Source organism: Methylocystis parvus OBBP (genome assembly GCF_027571405.1).
GTDB lineage: Bacteria > Pseudomonadota > Alphaproteobacteria > Rhizobiales > Beijerinckiaceae > Methylocystis > Methylocystis parva.
Genome location: NZ_CP092968.1, coordinates 2,607,668 through 2,623,781 on the forward strand (window position 1 = coordinate 2,607,668; position 16,114 = coordinate 2,623,781).

Consider the following 16,114-nt stretch of genomic DNA (forward strand, 5'->3'; position numbering starts at 1 on the left):
GTTCGTTAGGCCGATTGACGGTAGTTGTTTGATGAGGGATCTCTGCTCCGGGAGCAGTTTGAGCAAAACATTTGCTCACTCCTCATCGCGATAGATGCTGAAGCCACGAAAAAAATTTTCCGGCGAAAAACTCTGCAAAATCAAAAGCGTAGAATTTTGACGGTATGAGTGTCGGCGTTCTCGCCGTTAGAGAATACATTTGACTGGAAAATCAAATCGTTAGGTGGTGTTTGAACAATCGAGTGGGGGGCGTTCGAATCTGCCTTGATCGGATCCGATTGCGCGACAGCGCGTCATTGCGCGCGTTATCGTGGAAGAAGAAGAAGCGAACAGTCAGTGCACACGAACTGCACACGCGGCGACTCAAATATATGAAATATTAGACTTTTTTCTCCAATCCATCATAGGCTCGACAGTGCTCGCGGTATCCTCGCGATCGCTTTTTGAGCGGGTGGCCGCGCGCGCAGAAATGGGGGCTCGCACCACTCGGGTGAAATTAATCATCCGGGTTGGTTCATGGCACTTGTGATCTGAGCCGCAATAGCATCCGCCGCCTCATGGAGTGGGGATGCAGCAAGGTGCGCATAGCGGGCTGTGGTTGTGGGCTGTGAATGTCCGAGTAGAGCGCCAATCATGGGCAGACTGAGCCCACTCGCGGCGCCGACACTGGCGAAGCTGTGGCGCAGGTCGTGCAATCTCAAATTATTGAGCCGTGCAGCTTTGCAGATATGCTCCCACGGCTTTCGAATTGATCCAAGCGGCTCCGAGGGTGGTTTGCCGGGGAACACATGTGGGCTGCCGTCGATACGCACAACGCCCTTCAGGATTTGCAGAGCGGGCTCTGACAAGTAGACGGTCTTTGCGCCGGTCTTGCTGTCTGGCAGGAGCAACAGGCGACGCTCGAAATCGACATGGGACCACTTTAGGCCCAGAATTTCTCCAAGCCGGCACCCGGTGAGTAAAAGTAGCCGGATGACGGCGACAGCATATGGATTTTCAGAACGCGGGCCCGTTCGCATCTGGCCGCCGCGCTTGGGTTTCCTTGGAACCGTTGACATCGCATGATCGGGATCAAGGAGAAGACGACCCTCCTCTGCGGCAACTAACGCCTCTCCGAGACGAATTAATTCGTCAGTTGAGAGGAATCTTTCGATTTTGTGCTCCGCAAAGCGCTTCGCTCCGCGGCATGGGTTGGAGCCCGCAGGACGGTATTTCCAGTCCTCGGCCAATTCGAACATCTTCGACAAGAGCGCTTGAACGCGATTGGCGACGATTTCGCCGCCCCGAACGATGCGCCGTCCCTGACGCTTCGTCTTCTCGTCTTTCGCTGTCTTACCTGCTGCAACGTCGCGCATGACGCGCGCCACGTCCTCGCGCTCTACTTCTGAGACTTTGAGCGAGCCGATGAGCGGGTTGACGTGGTTATCGAGATTTCGACGATCCTGGGCGAGGCCGGACGGCTTCTTGTGAGGGCGCGCATATTCTTCGATGTATCGCTCGCCCAGGTCTGCGACGGTCGGCATGGCGCGGTCACGTGATCGGTCGAGCGCGGGATTGCCGCCCGAGGCGATGAGTCCGCGCAGGCGCCGCGACTCGTTGCGCGCCTGCTCGGCTGTGAATTCGATTCCATGCCGCCCGATGGTGACACGATGGTCGCGACCGTTTCGGCTGTACTGCAAGAGATAGATGCGGCCGCCCTTAGGCGTGACCTTGCAACCGAACCCGGGGATTTCGCTGTCCCACAGGAAAGTGTCGCGCTCGCGTGGCTGTAGCGCCTCGACCGTCCGCTTCGTGATCCTGTCGCGCATGGTGACGCTCAAGGGTTGAAAATGGCCATTTCGAATGTCGCGAAGGTAGAGGCGAACGCCCTTTCTAGCAAGGGGCCAGCAAGGGCGCGGAGGAAAGTCGTCGGATATCGGAGCGCACAATAGCGAAGAGAGGGATGCCCGCTGGGTTCCCTTAAATAATTGAAATTTCGTATTTTAGAGCAGGATTTCGGAGGATGGGGATGGTGCCCAGGGGCGGAATCGAACCACCGACACTGCGATTTTCAGTCGCATGCTCTACCAACTGAGCTACCTGGGCCCGCGCGCGGCGCGTGGAGGGGCTTATAGAAAGGGGGCCGCCTCTTGTCCAGCGGCTCGGGCAACTTTTCTTGGGCTTCTTGCCGTGGGCCCCGGCTTCCCCTAAACCCGGCGGAAACCGGAGGGAATATGAGCGATATCAGGCGAATTGGCGCGGGTCCGCGCATGAGCAAAGCGGTCGTGCGGGGCAATGCGATCTATACTGCGGGCCAGGTGGCGGAGAAGACCAAGGGCGGCTCGGTCGCCGACCAGACGCGCGAAATTCTCGGCCTCATCGACGAGCTTCTGGCGGAAGCCGGCAGCGAGAAGGCCAAGATCCTTTCCGTCACCATCTACCTTTCCGACATTTCGACCTTCGCCGAGATGAACGGCGTCTGGGACGTCTGGGTCGACAAGGACAATCCGCCCGCCCGGGCGACCGTCGAAGCCAGGCTCGTGGCCCCGGACTACAAGGTCGAAATCGCCGTCATCGCGGCGAAGTAGCCCCGTTGAGGGGATTATCGGGGTCCCATCCGTAACGCAGCGTCTCCAAGCGCATGGCGAGCGTGTCGATCAGCAGCAGACGGCCGACGAGGCTCTCGCCGAAGCCGACGATCTCGCGGACGACTTCGAGCGCCATCATCGCGCCGACGACGCCGGCGAGCGCCCCTAAAATCCCCGCCTCCTCGCAGCTCGGCGCGGTCCCGGGCGGCGGGGCTTCAGGGAAGAGGCAGCGATAGGTGGGATTCGGCTTGCCGTCCGGCCCGGCCTCGAAGGGCCGCAGCGTCGTCAGCGACGCGTCGAAGCCGCCGACGGCCGCCGTCACCAACGGCTTTCTTTCGAAAAAGCACGCATCCGAGACGAGATAGCGCGTCGCGAAATTGTCCGAGCCGTCGGCGACGACGTCATAGCCGGAAATGAGCGCGCGGGCGTTTTCCTGCGTCAGACGAAGGGCGTGCGGCTCGACGCGGACATGCGGGTTGAGCCGGCCGATCGCCTCCCTCGCGCTCTCGACCTTCGGGCGGCCGATTCCTTTCGTGTCGTGAATGATTTGGCGCTGCAGATTGGAGAGCGAAACCGTGTCGTTATCCACAATCGCGATCACGCCGACGCCGGCGGCGGCGAGATATTGCAGGAGCGGCGCGCCGAGCCCGCCTGCGCCAATCACAAGTACGCGCGCTGATTTGAGTTTTTGCTGACCTGGACCGCCGATCTCGCGCAGCACGAGGTGGCGGGCGTAACGTTCGATCTCCTCGGGAGAGAGGCTCATCAGGTCTCCGGCGCTTGCATTGGACGTGGAGCTGGCGATGCTGCGACTTGCGCCGATTCGGGCGTGGGGCAGCAAGCGGCTTTTTCATGACCATAGCGGCTCCGCCGCCCGGTCTCCAGCCGGACGAATATGACGAGATCGAAGCGGCCGTCGCCTCGACGGCGCGCGGCCGTCTCTTTCTGGCCGAACATGCGCGCCGCGCGCGCGGCGCCGAGGGGGCCCGCATGCTCGCGGCGATCGAACGCCTGGAGGCGCGGCTCGAGGCGCAGCGGGCGCTGGCGCCGGCGGAGGCTTTCTCGCTCGCGGATCGCCTCACGGAGCTGTCCTGGTCGCTGCGCGAAAGCGGCGTTGAGGACTTTGTCTGCGGTCAGATCGACGCGCTGGCGCAGGAATTCCGCGGCGCGGGCGGCGGCGTGACGATTATCGAGAAACAGGCGACGCCCGAGGTCGAGCCGGCGCTTGGACCGGCGAGAGCGCACGAAAATGCGACCGCGCGCGAGCGGGAGCCGTCGCATCCGTCCACCGCGTTGAATGCCCCCGCGCCGGAGCCGATCGTCATCCGCCCGGACGCGCGCCTCGCGGCGCTCTCATGGCTGGACCGTCTGCCCCTTATCGACCGCTTCGCGCTTTTCGCCTGAGTTTTTGAGCGTCTCGCGCCCGGCGCCGCTGAGCGACGCCGCGCCGCGGGCATAGACGATATTGTCGAGAAACTGGCGCGTGCAGTTTTCCCAGGTGAAGGTCAGCGCATGGGCGCGCGCCGCTTCGCGCGGAATGTCGAGCGCCGCCAGCGCGGCGGCGCGAAGGTCTTCATCCAATATGCCGGCGCCGCTGCCGCCGACGACATCGAGCGGCCCCATCACCGGATAGGCGGCGACAGGCAGGCCGCAGGCCATCGCCTCGAGCAGGACGATGCCGAACGTATCGGTGCGGCTGGGGAAGACGAAAACGTCGGAGGCGGCGTAAAGCGCCGCGAGCTCGACGGGCGTCTTCACGCCGACGAAGGTCGCGTTGGGATATCGCGCCTCAAGCGAGGGGCGCGCCGGTCCGTCGCCGACGACGAGCTTCGTTCCGGGCAGATCCAGCGCCAGAAAGGCCTCGAGATTTTTCTCGACCGCGAGCCGTCCCGCATAGAGGAAGATCGGCCGCGGCAGGTCGAGGGCTATTCTGGCGTCGGGATTGAAGACGCCGTGGTCGACGCCGCGCGACCAGCGCAGCAGGCGGCGGAAACCGCGCGCGTCGAGCTCCTGCGCAAGGCTCGGCGTCGACACCATGACGCCGGAGCCCGCATTGTGAAAGCGGCGCAGGGCGGCGTAGGAGAGCGCCACAGGCAGCCCGGTTCGCGCGCGAATATATTCTGGAAAGCGTGTGTGGAAGCTCGTCGTGAAGACGCGCTTGTCGCGCAGGCAGACCGCGCGCGCGGCGAGGCCGATCGGGCCTTCCGTCGCAATGTGGATATGGTCGTAGCCCGTATCGAGGCGCCGGCGCACGGCGCGCGGCGTCGCTAAAGCGAGCGAAATCTCGCGATAGGTCGGCATTGGGAAGGAATGGAAATCGCGCGGGGTGAGAAAATCGATCTCAGCGCCCAGCTCTTTCGCCGACTCCGCGACGGATTCGAGCGAACGCACGACGCCGTTGACCTGGGGGCGCCAGGCGTCTGTCGCAATCAGGATCCTCATTATGCGGCGGCCGCGCGGGGCGCCGGGAGCGCCTTGATCGCCGTCTGTTCGGCGTCGCGTTCCGCGGCCGTCTTCCGCCAGTACAGAATCTCGAAGGTTCCGTCTTCGTGCTCGGCGATGGCCGTGCAGCTTTCGACGAAGTCGCCGGTGTTCACATAGATCACGCCGTCGATCGTCTTGACGGCGGCGTGGTGGATATGGCCGCAGACCACGCCGTCGATCCCGCGGCGGCGCGCCTCGGCGGCGAGCGTCTCCTCGAAATCGCCGATGAAATTCACGGCTTCCTTGACCTTGAGTTTCGCCCAGGCGGAGAAGGACCAGTAGCCGACGCCGAACAGGCGGCGGAAACGGTTGAGATGGGTATTGGCGGCGATGGCGACGTCATAGGCCCAGTCGCCGAGGAAGGCGAGCCAGCGGGCGTTGCGCACGACGATGTCGAACTGGTCGCCGTGAATGACCAGCAATTTCTTGCCGTCGGCCGTCTCGTGGATGGCGTGGTCCACCACCTCGACGCCGCCAAAGGTGAGACCTGTATAGTCGCGCGCGAATTCGTCGTGATTGCCCGGCACATAGATGACGCGCGCGCCCTTGCGCGCCTTGCGAAGCATCTTCTGAACGACGTCGTTATGCGCCTGCGGCCAGTGCCAGCCCTTGCGCAGCTTCCAGCCGTCGACAATATCGCCGACGAGATAGATCGTCTCGGCGTCATTGTGCTTGAGGAAATCGAGAAGGAGATGCGCCTGCGCCGCCCTGGCGCCGAGATGCAGGTCGGAAAGGAAGAGCGTGCGGTAAAGCCTCGGTTCGGGCTCCGCCGCCGACGCGCGGAAATTCGTCAGCTTCTGTTCGACCATGAGCTGTTCGGCCATGAGCGCCTCGCCTCCCGCTTTTTTCGGTCGACGCCTTTCAACAGATTCAGGTCACAGTGAGATGACAGCGCCCTTCTGGAGGATTTGACGCCGCTTCGCAACGTTCGATATTTCGAACGGAATCGGATAAAGTGGCGTCCGGTTTCGGGAGCTTTGCAGGACAGATGGGCGTCGAAGGCAAGGAAAAGCACAAGATTCTGGAGGCCGGGGCGCTGGCGCTTTCAGGCCAGCTCGGCGCGACGATCCAGCGGCTGCGGAAAGCTTACAACCTCTCGCTTTCCGAGCTTTCGCAACAATCGGGCGTCGCCAAGTCGATCATCAGCCAGATCGAGCGAAACGAGACCAATCCGACGCTTGCGACCATCTGGCGGCTCGCCCAGGCGCTCGACGTCTCGATCGAGCGCGTGCTGCAGACGACCGAGGACGAGCCCTTTCTCGAAAAGACCAGCAAGGCGGATACGCCGATCCTTCTCTCCGACGACGGAAAGTGCCGGCTCGCCATCATCGGCTGGATCAAGACGGTGGAGTGGCTCCAAGTCTATGAGCTTTCGGCCGATCCCGGCGGCGCGCTCGAATCCGATCCGCATCAGCGCGGCTCGGTGGAGAGCCTCTCCGTGCGCGAGGGCGAACTCGAAGTCGAGGTCGCGGGCGTGAAGGAGACGGTGAAGGCGGGCGAAACGCTGCGCTATCGCTGCGACCGGCCGCATATCATCCGCAATGTCGCCAAGGCGACGGCGCAGGCGACCATGGTCTGCATCCTCAAAGCCGCCGTGATGGAATAACGCTTTGGCGCGGGACTGGAAGGATCATGCCGAGCGCCGGCTCTCCGAGCTCGCCGCGGCGATCGGCTTCGTCTGGGGGGCCAATCGGACCGCTCAATAACGGGCTCGCGCTCGGCGAGCTTCATCGCCGAGCGCGCGCGCCGTTTCCTGATCAGGAAAGATGGCCGATGTGCTTCTGGCTGTAGAGCTGCACGCCGAGCTGCTTGATCAGCTCCTGCTGCGTCTCGAGGAAGTCGATATGCTCTTCCTCGCTCTTCACGATGCGCTCGAAAAGCTCCATCGACACGCGATCGTTCACGGAGTCGCAATAGACGGCCGCCTCGATATACATGGCGCGCGCGTCGACCTCGGTGGAAAGATCGGCGGCGACGATCTCCTCGACGGTCTGGCCGATGCGCAGCGGATCAAGAACCTGCATATTGGGGAAGCCTTCGAGAAAGAGAATGCGCGCGGTGAAATCATCCGCATGGCGCATTTCCTCGATCGATTCCTTACGCCACTTTTCGGCGAGCTCCTTGAAGCCCCAATTGTCGAAAATTCGATAATGCAGCCAATATTGATTGACCGCCGTCAGCTCTGCGCGCAGCCCGCGATTGAGATATTCGATAACCTTCGCGTCGCCGCGCATGTGCAATCCCTTTCCATAGCCATGATCACGCCGCCAGTCCGTCGGCGCGGCAGCTGTCACAATCGCTGTTTCCGCCGCATTCGTCCAGCCTCGCCGCGGAATGCTGATCGACGATCGCGACGATGCTGCGCACGCAGCGGCCGCATTTCGCTTCGCATCCCATGCTGCGGAAGACCGAGGCGACGGAAGGACGGTCGGAACGCGCCGTCACGGTTTCGCGCACATCACGGTCGGAGAGGACGTTGCAGGAACAGACGATCATAGCTTCGCCTAGTTTGGAACGATTGCAAACTACCTTTTACATCAGTAGGTTACAACGTTTCCCCGGTTTTGCAACCAGCCTTTGTCGGTTTCCCGACATCGATCTGGCTGCCGCGATGGACGTCGCAAGCCATGTGCCGATGATTCGAAATTTGGAAATCTTCCACGCTGGACAAGGGTCCCGAAGGTAAAAAGGCCGCAGCGTCAAAACGCTGCGGCCGCGTCGCCTCGTCACCAATTCGAGCCCCAGCCGGAGCCGCCCCAGGGACGATAGCCCCAGCCCCCTCCCCAGGGACGCGGGCGCCAGGCGGAGCCGCCATAGCCCCAGGGGCGCGGATGCGGGCGCCAGCCATAACCATAGCCGCCGCCTCCACCGCCCCCGCCCCAGCCGCAGCCATAGGGGCCGCACCAGACTTTTTCGACCTTTGGCGCGACGCTGACGGCGACGCCGCGGTCAATCGCGCCGAAGGCCAGCGCGGAAGTCGAGCCGACCGCCGAAACGCCGGCGGCGGCGAGAAAGACGAACGACATTTTGACGATCACGGATTTCATGACGCATTCTCCTGCCCCAATCGACAAGACGAATATGCGCCGCGCGCGTTGAACCGAGGCTGAAGCCTCCATTCACAGGCCATTAAGCAACCAAGGTTCATCCCATGCCGCAGGTCATTGGCGCGATCGATCAGGGCACGACGAGCACGCGCTTCGTCATCGTGGACGAGGCGGGCGAGATCCGCGCCTTCGACCAGCGCGAACATGCGCAGATCTATCCGCGCCCTGGCTGGGTCGAACACGACGCGGCGGAAATTCTCGCCAATACGAAAGCCGCCATTGCCGGCGCGCTGGAGAAAGCGCGTCTTTCGCCGCGCGACCTCGCGGCCGTCGGCGCCACCAACCAGCGCGAGACGAGCCTGCTGTGGGACCGCGCGACCGGCGCGCCGCTTCACAATGCGCTCGTCTGGATGGATACGCGCACGCAATCGCTCGTCGATCGCTTCGCGGCGCAAGGCGTCGGCGACGACGTCCGCGCGAAGACGGGCCTGCCGCTCGCAACCTATTTCTCGGCGCTGAAGCTCGTCTGGCTCATCAAAAACATTCCCGGCGCGCGCGAAAAAGCCGAACGCGGCGAGGCGCTGTTCGGCACGATCGACTCGTGGCTCATCTGGAATTTGACCGGCGGGGCGGCGGGCGGCCGCCATGTCACAGATGCGACGAACGCGTCGCGCACGCAACTGATGAACTTATCGACGCTCGACTGGGACGACGCGCTTCTGTCGCTCTTCGACATTCCCCGCGCCTGTCTTCCGGAGATTGTCTCCTCAAGCGAGGTCTATGGTCCTTGCGTCGATCCCCTCCCCGGCGTTCCGCTCTCCGGCGCGCTCGGCGACCAGCATGCGGCGCTGCTGGGCCAGGCCTGCCTTTCGCCCGGCGCGGCGAAGAACACTTATGGCACGGGCTGCTTCCTGCTGATGAATACGGGCGAGACGCCGCATGTCTCGAAAGCCGGCCTCCTTACGACGCTCGGCTACAAGCTCGGCGCCGCGAAGCCGACCTATGCGCTCGAAGGCTCCATCGCCATCGCCGGCGCGCTGGTGCAATGGCTGCGCGACAATCTCGGGCTCATCTCATCGAGCCATGAGATCGAGGCGCTGGCGAAGACGGTCCCCGACAATGGCGGCGTCTATTTCGTTCCCGCCTTCTCCGGCCTCTATGCCCCCCGCTGGCGCGGCGACGCGCGCGGGATCATTGCGGGCCTCACGCGCTTTTCCAATAAGGGCCACATCGCCCGCGCGGCGCTCGAGGCCGCAGCCTATCAGACGCGCGAAGTCCTCGCCGCAATGGAGACGGACTCGGGCGTCGCCATCCGCGACCTGAAAGTCGATGGCGGCATGGCGGCGAATGATCTGCTGATGCAGTTTCAATCCGACCTTCTCGACGCGCCCGTGGTGCGCCCGCGCCATCTCGAAACAACGTCGCTCGGCGCGGCTTACGCGGCGGGGTTGGCGGTGGGATTTTTCAAGAGCGTGGAGGATGTCGCGCAACATTGGCGCGCGGAGAGACGCTTCGAGCCGGCGATGACGAGTGACGAGCGCGCGCGGCTGATCGCGTCATGGGAGAAGGCCGTCGAGCGGTCATTGGGGTGGGCGTGAACGAAGGTCTGCCACCTTTCCATCAAGGCCAGCCGTCACGGCCAGGCCTGTCCCGGCCATCCACGCCGGGACGTTGCGTCCATGCTGCAAGCTGTGCGCGAAAGACCCGGTTCGCGTCGCGGAATTCATGCCCGGAAAGTGAGCTGTGCCTTCAGCCCGCGACGCCTCGGATCGATTCGAACAGCGGCAATGTGAAACTCAGAATGGCCCCGCCTTCGGGGTTTGGGCGCTGCGAGATCGTTCCATCATGGGCTTCGACAATGACGCGCGACATCGGCAAACCGATCCCCATTCCTCCATCCTTTGTCGAAGGCAACGGATCGAAAAGCTGGTCTCTGACTTCATCCGAAACGCCAGGCCCCGTATCCGCAATATCGACCTGAATTTTTTCGCCTTCGACGATGGTTGAGACGGTCAGTCGTTTGGCTTCCGCTTTCGCCATCGCTTCCATGCTGTTCTTGAATAAATTCGTGAGGACCTGTCGAATCTGCATCCCATCGACGAGGACGCGATCGTCGCGGGCTCCCATTTCCAAGATAAGCTGGATGTCATTCTCCTCGAACGCTCTTGCAAATTCTTCACAGCTTTGTTCGATCAATCGGTGCAGATTCTGGATGGTTTTGTCCGGCTCCGCGTCGGAGGTCAGACCGCGCAAGCTGCTGACGATGCGTCCCGCGCGATCCACCTGCGCGGCGGCGCGCGCCAGGGCTTCTTCGACGCTGACGGAATGTTCGAGAGGCGGCGCCTCGATGAGGCGTTCGGCGACTTTCAGGTAAGTTTTCGTCGCCGCCAGGGGCTGATTCAGTTCGTGAGCGAGGCCCGCCGCGATGGCGCCCATCGCGGCCAGGCGATCGATCTGTATGCGCTTGAGACGCGCCTCGGCGTGATGTTTCTCAGTCAGGTCTCGGATGCTGGCGACAAGCAGGGGCGCGTTGTTATACCGGGTCGCCGCAACGGTGATTTCGACAGGGAAGGTCTCGCCATTCTTGCGTCGCCCTTGCGTCACTTTGCAGACATGGGCGCTTTGCCCCGGGCGAGGCGCAAGGTCGGCGACCGACTTTTCCGGTAGCGCAACGCAAATATTTGCGCCCAATAATTCGCTAGCCTCGTATCCAAAGATGCGAAAGCCCGCGGCGTTGATCGTGTAGATCGCGCCTTCGCTGTCAAAAGCGATGATCGCGTCCTGAACAGCTTCCAAAATCGCGTTCTGCCGCCCTTCGCTCTCTCGCAGCGCCTGCCTGAGCCGCTGACGATTGTTGCTCCTGAACGAGAGCCAGCGCCCCCCTTCCTTCAGGATCGCAAAATCATGATTTGCGATAATCTCGAAGGTCTCGGGAGGCGTGGACTTCAGCAAGGGATAAGCGCACAAAGCGAGTATCCGATTTGCGCCGATAACTTCGTCGCACATCGCTTCATAATGCATAAACCCTTGCCATGATTGCCTCTGCAACCAGAATGTATCGCCCGTAAGTCGCAAGCCTTCAAAGCCGCGCGCCGTCGCAATCGCCAATTTGTTCGCCCATCCATCGAGCACGTGGTCGCCGTCGAATACGCCATCGCGAAGATACCAGTCGGCGTGATCGATTATCTCCATCTGACCCGACGCGATGAAGGCGTCGAGGTTGGGAACCGTCGATCGCAGCGCCGCTTCAGCTTCCTCGACGCCGAAGGCGTCGGAGGTGACCCACATGCAGGATTCATTTGCGGCGAGCCCTTCGGCGAAATAGGCCTGAAGAACCTCGAACAGTTCCTCCGCGGTGCGATAGAGTAAGCAAAAATGCGTGCCCCACGGCACCTCGCCGACGAGCTCCAGACCGGACTTTCTCAGTTGCCGGGAAAAAAAAGCCGGGCGGCAATTTGCGATATAATCGTCCACCGGACTCCCCCGAAGATTCCGCTAAGCCGTTCGCCCGCCTCACGCCTTTTTATCTTTGCAAGCAGTCTCGCCAGCTCAAGATTTCTCGCTTGCTCCGATTCAGGCGGAATAGCAAAGCTTTCCCCTTTTCATGCCGCCTCTCCTTTTCTCTCCAATTTTGGCTTGAGTATGATTCCGGACGCAGAGAACGGCTTTGGCGCGCCTTTGGGCGCGTGGCCGGTCGCCGCGATTCTGATCGACGCCGTTAGGATTTTACGAATTTTCGTCGGTGCGCCTCATGACGCGCTGGCAAGCGGCAGCCCCTTCCCGCCTGTCGAGATCGCGGGCCGGAAATTCATCCCGGACCAGGGCGACAATGTCTACATCTTCCCGGCGAAGGCCGTCGCGGAGCAGATCACCGAAGAAAACCTCGCCTCGGGCTGATCTACTCCCGCAGAGCCACATTCTCGACGCTTCGCTTCACGTCGCCGAACGGGTGGCGACGTATATTTTCGACAAGGGGCCTGCACGGGCGCCTCATCCGGCGGATGTCGGCGCGCTCATTCGCGAGCGCGCCTGTCGTCCGGTCTATGAGTCGGAGCGAGCGCGCAATGTCCGATTTTTCGCCCGCGCGAAATGATCGCTTTTTACGCAATGTTGAAGAAAGCGGCCGCCATCGCCAATCATGCCGCCGGGCGTCTCGCCGTCGCGCTTTCGCGTCTCGGCCATTCGCCTTCGCGTCTCTATATAACCGAAAGCAGGAAACGGCTCGAGCATAAGGATGGGCGATGTCGCACTTCACTGGGACCGCCGCGGTTTTGGCTCTGACGATGAGTTTATGCGCTCCGGTCCTCGCCGAAGCGCCGCCGCCAAACGCGAAAGCCGCCGAGCAGCAATCTCAGACGCGCGGCCTTCCGCCGGAAGCGGTCACTTCTCACGCGATCGCTCTGCAGGGAGAGAAGATCGCCTTCACCGCCCGGGCCGGGGCCATCCGGCTCAAGGACGCCAAAACCGAGGCGCCGCAGGCGGATGTCGCTTACGTCTCATATGAGCGCAGCGGAATAGAGGCGAGCGGACGCCCGGTGGTCTTCATCTTCAATGGCGGCCCCGGCGCCGCCTCGGCCTGGCTCGGGCTCGGCGCAATCTCGCCCTGGCGGCTGCGCTTTCCGCCGGAAACGCCGTCGCCTTCCCTAACGCCTGTCTTGCTGGACAATGCGGAGACATGGCTCGCTTTCGGCGATCTCGTCTTCATCGATCCGCCCGGGACGGGCTACAGCAAATTTCTCTCGGAGAAAGACGATGTCGAGAAACGCTTCTTCTCCGTGGACGGAGACGCCGAAGCGCTCGCGGTTGTGATCCGCAAATGGCTGACGGCGCGGGGACGATTGACTTCGCCGAAATATATTGTCGGCGAAAGCTATGGCGGATTTCGCGCCGTCAAACTGCTCGCGCCGTTGAGGGAAAGAGAGAATATCGGCGTCGACGGTCTTTTCCTGGTCTCGCCGGCCCTGGATTTCACATGGCTGCAGGGCGGGCGCCCGCCTCTGTCTTACGCGGCCCTGCTGCCGTCCCTCGCCGCGGTCGCCCGCAATGCGCGCGATCGCGGGCAGCTCGCCGACGTTGAGGCCTATGCGGCCGCAGACTATGTCGTCGATCTTCTCAAGGGTCCGAAAGATCCTCAAGCGCAATCGCGCATGAGCGAGGCTGTCGCGCGCTTTACTGCTCTCGATCGAAATTTCGTGGCGCGGCTGGGCGCGCGCGTCGACGCGAAAAGCTTCAGCCGGGAGCGCAAGCGCAACGAACAGCGCATCGTCAGCGCCTATGACGGCGGCGTGGAAGGCTACGACCCCGATCCATTCGCGCCCGGCGGCGATTGGGCGGATCCCGTGCTCGACGCCTGGCGCGCGCCGCTCGGCGCCGCCATGACGCTTTTGACGCAGGAAAAGCTCGCCTGGCCGATCGGCGACGCGCGTTACGCCATTCTGGACGGGCGGATCGCGCGTCACTGGGATTTCGGCCATGGCGGCCGAGCCAATGCGGAGGCGCTGTCCGATATGCGCGACGCCCTGGCGCTCGATCCCCGGCTCAAGATCGTCGTACTCCAGGGCGTCGCGGATCTCGTCATTCCCTATTTCGCGACGAGGCTCATTCTCGACCAACTTCCCGCCTATGGCGACGCCGACCGCGTGCGGCTTGTCGTGACCGCGGGCGGGCATATGCCCTATCTGCGCGACGAGGGACGCGCGCGGATGCGTGACGAAGCCCGCAAGCTCATCGAACGACATTGACGGAAAGGCGCGCGCGGTCGGAGCTGCGCATATCGGCGGGGCGCATTGATTCAAGCTCTCAGGCGGAAAGCCGCCGCTCGTCTTCGAAGAAACGGCTGACGGCGTTGTCGAGCGACGGCATGAGCGCGCCGCGCGCGCTGTCGAGCGAGGTGTCCCGACGCATGCCGCTTTTAGGAAGGACGAGCGCTTTCGGCAAACGCGCCTCGTCGGCGAGCCTCAATGCGAAATCGTACCAGTTGCAGCAGCCCCGATTGGCGAGATGCCAGACGCCGGTCTCGCCGTCGATCAGCAAATCGAGCGCGATGTGAACGAGGTCCGGCACATAGGTCGGGGTGACGCTCATATGCGCGCTGGCGTGAACCGCCTTGCCGGCTCTCAATCTCGCGAGCGTCGCGAAGGCGAAGTTGAACTGGTCCCAGGGTCCGAAAAATGCGCTGGTCCGGATGATGAGCGCGTCTCGATGCGCGGCGGCGACGCGGCGCTCCGCTTCCGCCTTGCTGAGCCCGTAAACGCAAAGCGGCGACGTCGCGTCGGGTTCCCGATAGGCCCGTCCTAAAAGCCCGTCGAAGACAAGGTCGGACGAGAAGGTGACGAAAGGGACGCCCAAAGCGCTCGTCGCGCGCGCGAGAGTCTCCGGTCCGCGCGCATTTTCACGCATGCAGCGGTCGCTTTCGCGATGCGCCCTGGCGACGTCGACATAGCCGGCGGCGTTGATGACGGCCCACGGCCGGACCTTCTCCAGTTTGCGTTTGACGGAGGCTTCTTCGGCGATGTCCATGTCGGCGCGCGACAGAAGAACATGTTCGAGGCCGCGCGATTCGCAGATGCGCGAAATGGCGCGCCCCAAAGTGCCCGTCGCGCCGGTGACGGCGAGAAGGCGGCGGCCTTCGCTGCGGCGCGGCGCGGATCGCGGCGCCCGCGCGTAATGACGATTGTCCCGCTTCCACCATCCCGGCGCGTCGAGAATGGGATGATCGTAATCGCCGGCGGCCGCGAGCGAAGCCGCCGCTTTGGCGAGCGCCGTCGGTCGCGGCTTTGCGCTTCTCACGTCGAATGCGCCGGGCTCGTAATGACCCGCTTTGCGCACCAGTAGGGAATTCCAGTCAAAGGCGCCGAAGAGCGACCATATCGTCACCGCTCTGATGTCCACGCCTTCCCGTTTGAGCGTCGTCGCAGCGCGATAGACGTCCATCAGCCACCGCAACTGCTCGTCTCTCGAACAGCCGTGATGGGCTTCCGTTATCGCGATCGGCAATCCGTAACGGTCCCAAACCTCTTTGAGCCGCGCCGCCGGCCCCGTGTCTCCGTCGAGCGCCCCGATCCGCACGGCTTCCGCATCGGCGTAGCGGCGCCGGCCGTTTCCGCCGTGAAGATGCGGCGGATAGATTTCCACCCGCTCGTCCAGATAGCGCTCGCTTGTCAGATAATGATTGACGCCGACGAGGTCTGGCGCGCACGGCCTGTCCAAAAATAGAGAGAGCTCAGCTTCCGTGACGCCGCGTTCTCGGAAGATTCTCCACCAGGGATGGCGCTTGTCGATCCGCCCGCACAGAAGATCGAGGCTGAGCCATCGCCGCTGGTTTTCATAAGCGGCCTGATCGTCGAGAAGCGGGGTTGAAAAGGTCTTGCCCAGATCTTCCGTCTGCACCAGCTTCGCTTGCGGCGTTACTTCCCGGATCGCCTCCATCGACAAAAGAACCGCCGCGCATTGGTGAACAAGCGCGCGAAGAAACGAAGCGTCATCCGATTTGTGCGGCCACCAATGGCCGTAAAGGCCGCTGAAACGCGCCGTCGTCAGAGGTTCGTTGATGGGCGTGAAGTTCTCCACCCAGGGGAGCCGCTCGGCGACCTTCCGGGCGTAAGCGGCGAGAAGCCTGGGAAAATGGGGATCGAGAAGATCGGTGTAGCTTGGGCCGCTGCCATGATGCACCAGTCCCACGACCGGGGTCATCCCGAGCTCCCTGATCTTCTGGAACCGCTCGTCATGTCCGCGCCAGTCGAAAGCGTCCGGCCGCTCGGGCGAGACAGATTCCCAAAGAAGCGGATAACGCACCGTCTTCAATCCCAGCGCGGCGACCGATTCAAAATCGCATGAGCGGCCCAGATGACCTGTCTCCGCAAGCTGATCGCGGGCGGTTTCGCCTATTCTCACAATGGAGCACTCGAACCCGCCCCAGAGTTCAATTTGCGAATAATCGCGCAGTTCCATAGGAAAATCCTCGCGTCAACCAAAGCATCTTCGATTAACTTGCGGCGCGCGGGCTTCGTTCCCTTA

Annotated in this window: 15 protein-coding genes and 1 tRNA gene; 6 read left to right on the forward strand and 10 right to left on the reverse strand. The window is 62.7% G+C overall.

Going from position 1 to position 16,114, the window contains the following annotated elements; genetic code table 11:
- Window positions 1–500: 500 nt before the first annotated feature.
- Window positions 501–1,808 (reverse strand): tyrosine-type recombinase/integrase, encoded by a 1,308-nt coding sequence (locus tag MMG94_RS12670; RefSeq protein WP_040579419.1) that lies wholly within the window; start codon window positions 1,806–1,808, stop codon window positions 501–503.
- 201 nt (window positions 1,809–2,009) lie between these two features.
- Window positions 2,010–2,085 (reverse strand) — tRNA-Phe (locus tag MMG94_RS12675).
- Window positions 2,086–2,213: 128 nt separating this feature from the next.
- On the opposite strand from MMG94_RS12675, the gene MMG94_RS12680 reads away from it, so the two are divergent.
- Window positions 2,214–2,567: a RidA family protein gene (locus MMG94_RS12680; protein WP_016921073.1), complete on the forward strand. Its 354-nt coding sequence runs from the start codon at window positions 2,214–2,216 to the stop codon at window positions 2,565–2,567.
- Here MMG94_RS12680 and MMG94_RS12685 read toward each other — a convergent pair.
- Window positions 2,551–3,333: a HesA/MoeB/ThiF family protein gene (locus tag MMG94_RS12685; protein WP_016921072.1), complete on the reverse strand. Its 783-nt coding sequence runs from the start codon at window positions 3,331–3,333 to the stop codon at window positions 2,551–2,553. The two genes, MMG94_RS12680 and MMG94_RS12685, sit on opposite strands and share 17 nt — an antisense overlap.
- A gap of 86 nt (window positions 3,334–3,419) precedes the next feature.
- On the opposite strand from MMG94_RS12685, the gene MMG94_RS12690 reads away from it, so the two are divergent.
- A complete protein-coding gene (locus MMG94_RS12690; protein WP_016921071.1) occupies window positions 3,420–3,971 on the forward strand; it encodes a hypothetical protein in 552 nt (183 codons plus the stop codon).
- Here the strand turns inward: MMG94_RS12690 and MMG94_RS12695 are convergent.
- Both MMG94_RS12695 and MMG94_RS12700 read right to left on the reverse strand, forming a co-directional pair.
- A complete protein-coding gene (locus MMG94_RS12695) occupies window positions 3,921–5,009 on the reverse strand; it encodes a glycosyltransferase family 4 protein (RefSeq protein ID WP_016921070.1) in 1,089 nt (362 codons plus the stop codon). The genes MMG94_RS12690 and MMG94_RS12695 overlap by 51 nt on opposite strands.
- Window positions 5,009–5,860: a UDP-2,3-diacylglucosamine diphosphatase gene (locus tag MMG94_RS12700; RefSeq protein ID WP_051001147.1), complete on the reverse strand. Its 852-nt coding sequence runs from the start codon at window positions 5,858–5,860 to the stop codon at window positions 5,009–5,011. Before MMG94_RS12700 ends, MMG94_RS12695 begins: the two co-directional genes overlap by 1 nt.
- A 179-nt stretch (window positions 5,861–6,039) precedes the next feature.
- On the opposite strand from MMG94_RS12700, the gene MMG94_RS12705 reads away from it, so the two are divergent.
- On the forward strand, window positions 6,040–6,657 hold the full coding sequence (locus tag MMG94_RS12705; RefSeq protein WP_016921068.1) for a helix-turn-helix domain-containing protein: 618 nt from the start codon (window positions 6,040–6,042) through the stop codon (window positions 6,655–6,657).
- 151 nt (window positions 6,658–6,808) lie between these two features.
- Here MMG94_RS12705 and bfr read toward each other — a convergent pair whose 3' ends face one another.
- From bfr to MMG94_RS12720, 3 genes are all read right to left on the reverse strand, one after another.
- Window positions 6,809–7,285: a bacterioferritin gene (gene bfr / locus MMG94_RS12710; RefSeq protein ID WP_016921066.1), complete on the reverse strand. Its 477-nt coding sequence runs from the start codon at window positions 7,283–7,285 to the stop codon at window positions 6,809–6,811.
- Window positions 7,286–7,310: 25 nt separating this feature from the next.
- Window positions 7,311–7,547, reverse strand: a complete 237-nt coding sequence (locus MMG94_RS12715) for a (2Fe-2S)-binding protein (RefSeq protein WP_016921065.1) — start codon at window positions 7,545–7,547, stop codon at window positions 7,311–7,313.
- A gap of 230 nt (window positions 7,548–7,777) precedes the next feature.
- Entirely contained in the window at window positions 7,778–8,098 is a 321-nt protein-coding gene (locus MMG94_RS12720; protein WP_193787611.1) for a hypothetical protein, read from the reverse strand.
- Between the two features lie 104 nt (window positions 8,099–8,202).
- Between MMG94_RS12720 and glpK the strand changes: the two genes are divergently transcribed.
- Window positions 8,203–9,696, forward strand: coding sequence for a glycerol kinase GlpK (glpK, locus tag MMG94_RS12725; protein WP_016921063.1), 1,494 nt, complete (start codon window positions 8,203–8,205; stop codon window positions 9,694–9,696).
- A gap of 151 nt (window positions 9,697–9,847) precedes the next feature.
- On the opposite strand, the gene MMG94_RS12730 is transcribed toward glpK, so the two are convergent.
- Window positions 9,848–11,572 (reverse strand): MEDS domain-containing protein, encoded by a 1,725-nt coding sequence (locus MMG94_RS12730; protein WP_026016416.1) that lies wholly within the window; start codon window positions 11,570–11,572, stop codon window positions 9,848–9,850.
- Window positions 11,573–11,740: 168 nt separating this feature from the next.
- Here MMG94_RS12730 and MMG94_RS12735 point away from each other — a divergent pair, with 168 nt between their 5' ends.
- Together MMG94_RS12735 and MMG94_RS12740 are read left to right on the forward strand one after the other, a co-directional pair.
- Window positions 11,741–11,995 carry a malic enzyme-like NAD(P)-binding protein gene (locus tag MMG94_RS12735; protein ID WP_016921062.1) on the forward strand — a complete coding sequence of 85 codons (255 nt, stop codon included), beginning with the start codon at window positions 11,741–11,743 and terminating at the stop codon, window positions 11,993–11,995.
- 344 nt (window positions 11,996–12,339) lie between these two features.
- Entirely contained in the window at window positions 12,340–13,839 is a 1,500-nt protein-coding gene (locus MMG94_RS12740) for a S10 family peptidase (protein ID WP_081495699.1), read from the forward strand.
- A 58-nt stretch (window positions 13,840–13,897) separates the two neighbouring features.
- Here the strand turns inward: MMG94_RS12740 and MMG94_RS12745 are convergent, their stop codons facing one another.
- Entirely contained in the window at window positions 13,898–16,048 is a 2,151-nt protein-coding gene (locus MMG94_RS12745; protein WP_016921058.1) for a family 1 glycosylhydrolase, read from the reverse strand.
- Window positions 16,049–16,114 lie beyond the last annotated feature (66 nt).

Bases quoted from the DNA above. Each gene is read 5' to 3' on its own strand.
- MMG94_RS12670 (WP_040579419.1), bottom strand. From the start codon at position 1,808: ATGCGCGACAGGATCACGAAGCGGACGGTCGAGGCGCTACAGCCACGC.
- MMG94_RS12680 (WP_016921073.1), top strand. From the start codon at position 2,214: ATGAGCGATATCAGGCGAATTGGCGCGGGTCCGCGCATGAGCAAAGCG.
- MMG94_RS12685 (WP_016921072.1), bottom strand. From the start codon at position 3,333: ATGAGCCTCTCTCCCGAGGAGATCGAACGTTACGCCCGCCACCTCGTG.
- MMG94_RS12690 (WP_016921071.1), top strand. From the start codon at position 3,420: ATGACCATAGCGGCTCCGCCGCCCGGTCTCCAGCCGGACGAATATGAC.
- MMG94_RS12695 (WP_016921070.1), bottom strand. From the start codon at position 5,009: ATGAGGATCCTGATTGCGACAGACGCCTGGCGCCCCCAGGTCAACGGC.
- MMG94_RS12700 (WP_051001147.1), bottom strand. From the start codon at position 5,860: ATGGTCGAACAGAAGCTGACGAATTTCCGCGCGTCGGCGGCGGAGCCC.
- MMG94_RS12705 (WP_016921068.1), top strand. From the start codon at position 6,040: ATGGGCGTCGAAGGCAAGGAAAAGCACAAGATTCTGGAGGCCGGGGCG.
- bfr (WP_016921066.1), bottom strand. From the start codon at position 7,285: ATGCGCGGCGACGCGAAGGTTATCGAATATCTCAATCGCGGGCTGCGC.
- MMG94_RS12715 (WP_016921065.1), bottom strand. From the start codon at position 7,547: ATGATCGTCTGTTCCTGCAACGTCCTCTCCGACCGTGATGTGCGCGAA.
- MMG94_RS12720 (WP_193787611.1), bottom strand. From the start codon at position 8,098: ATGAAATCCGTGATCGTCAAAATGTCGTTCGTCTTTCTCGCCGCCGCC.
- glpK (WP_016921063.1), top strand. From the start codon at position 8,203: ATGCCGCAGGTCATTGGCGCGATCGATCAGGGCACGACGAGCACGCGC.
- MMG94_RS12735 (WP_016921062.1), top strand. From the start codon at position 11,741: ATGATTCCGGACGCAGAGAACGGCTTTGGCGCGCCTTTGGGCGCGTGG.
- MMG94_RS12740 (WP_081495699.1), top strand. From the start codon at position 12,340: ATGTCGCACTTCACTGGGACCGCCGCGGTTTTGGCTCTGACGATGAGT.
- MMG94_RS12745 (WP_016921058.1), bottom strand. From the start codon at position 16,048: ATGGAACTGCGCGATTATTCGCAAATTGAACTCTGGGGCGGGTTCGAG.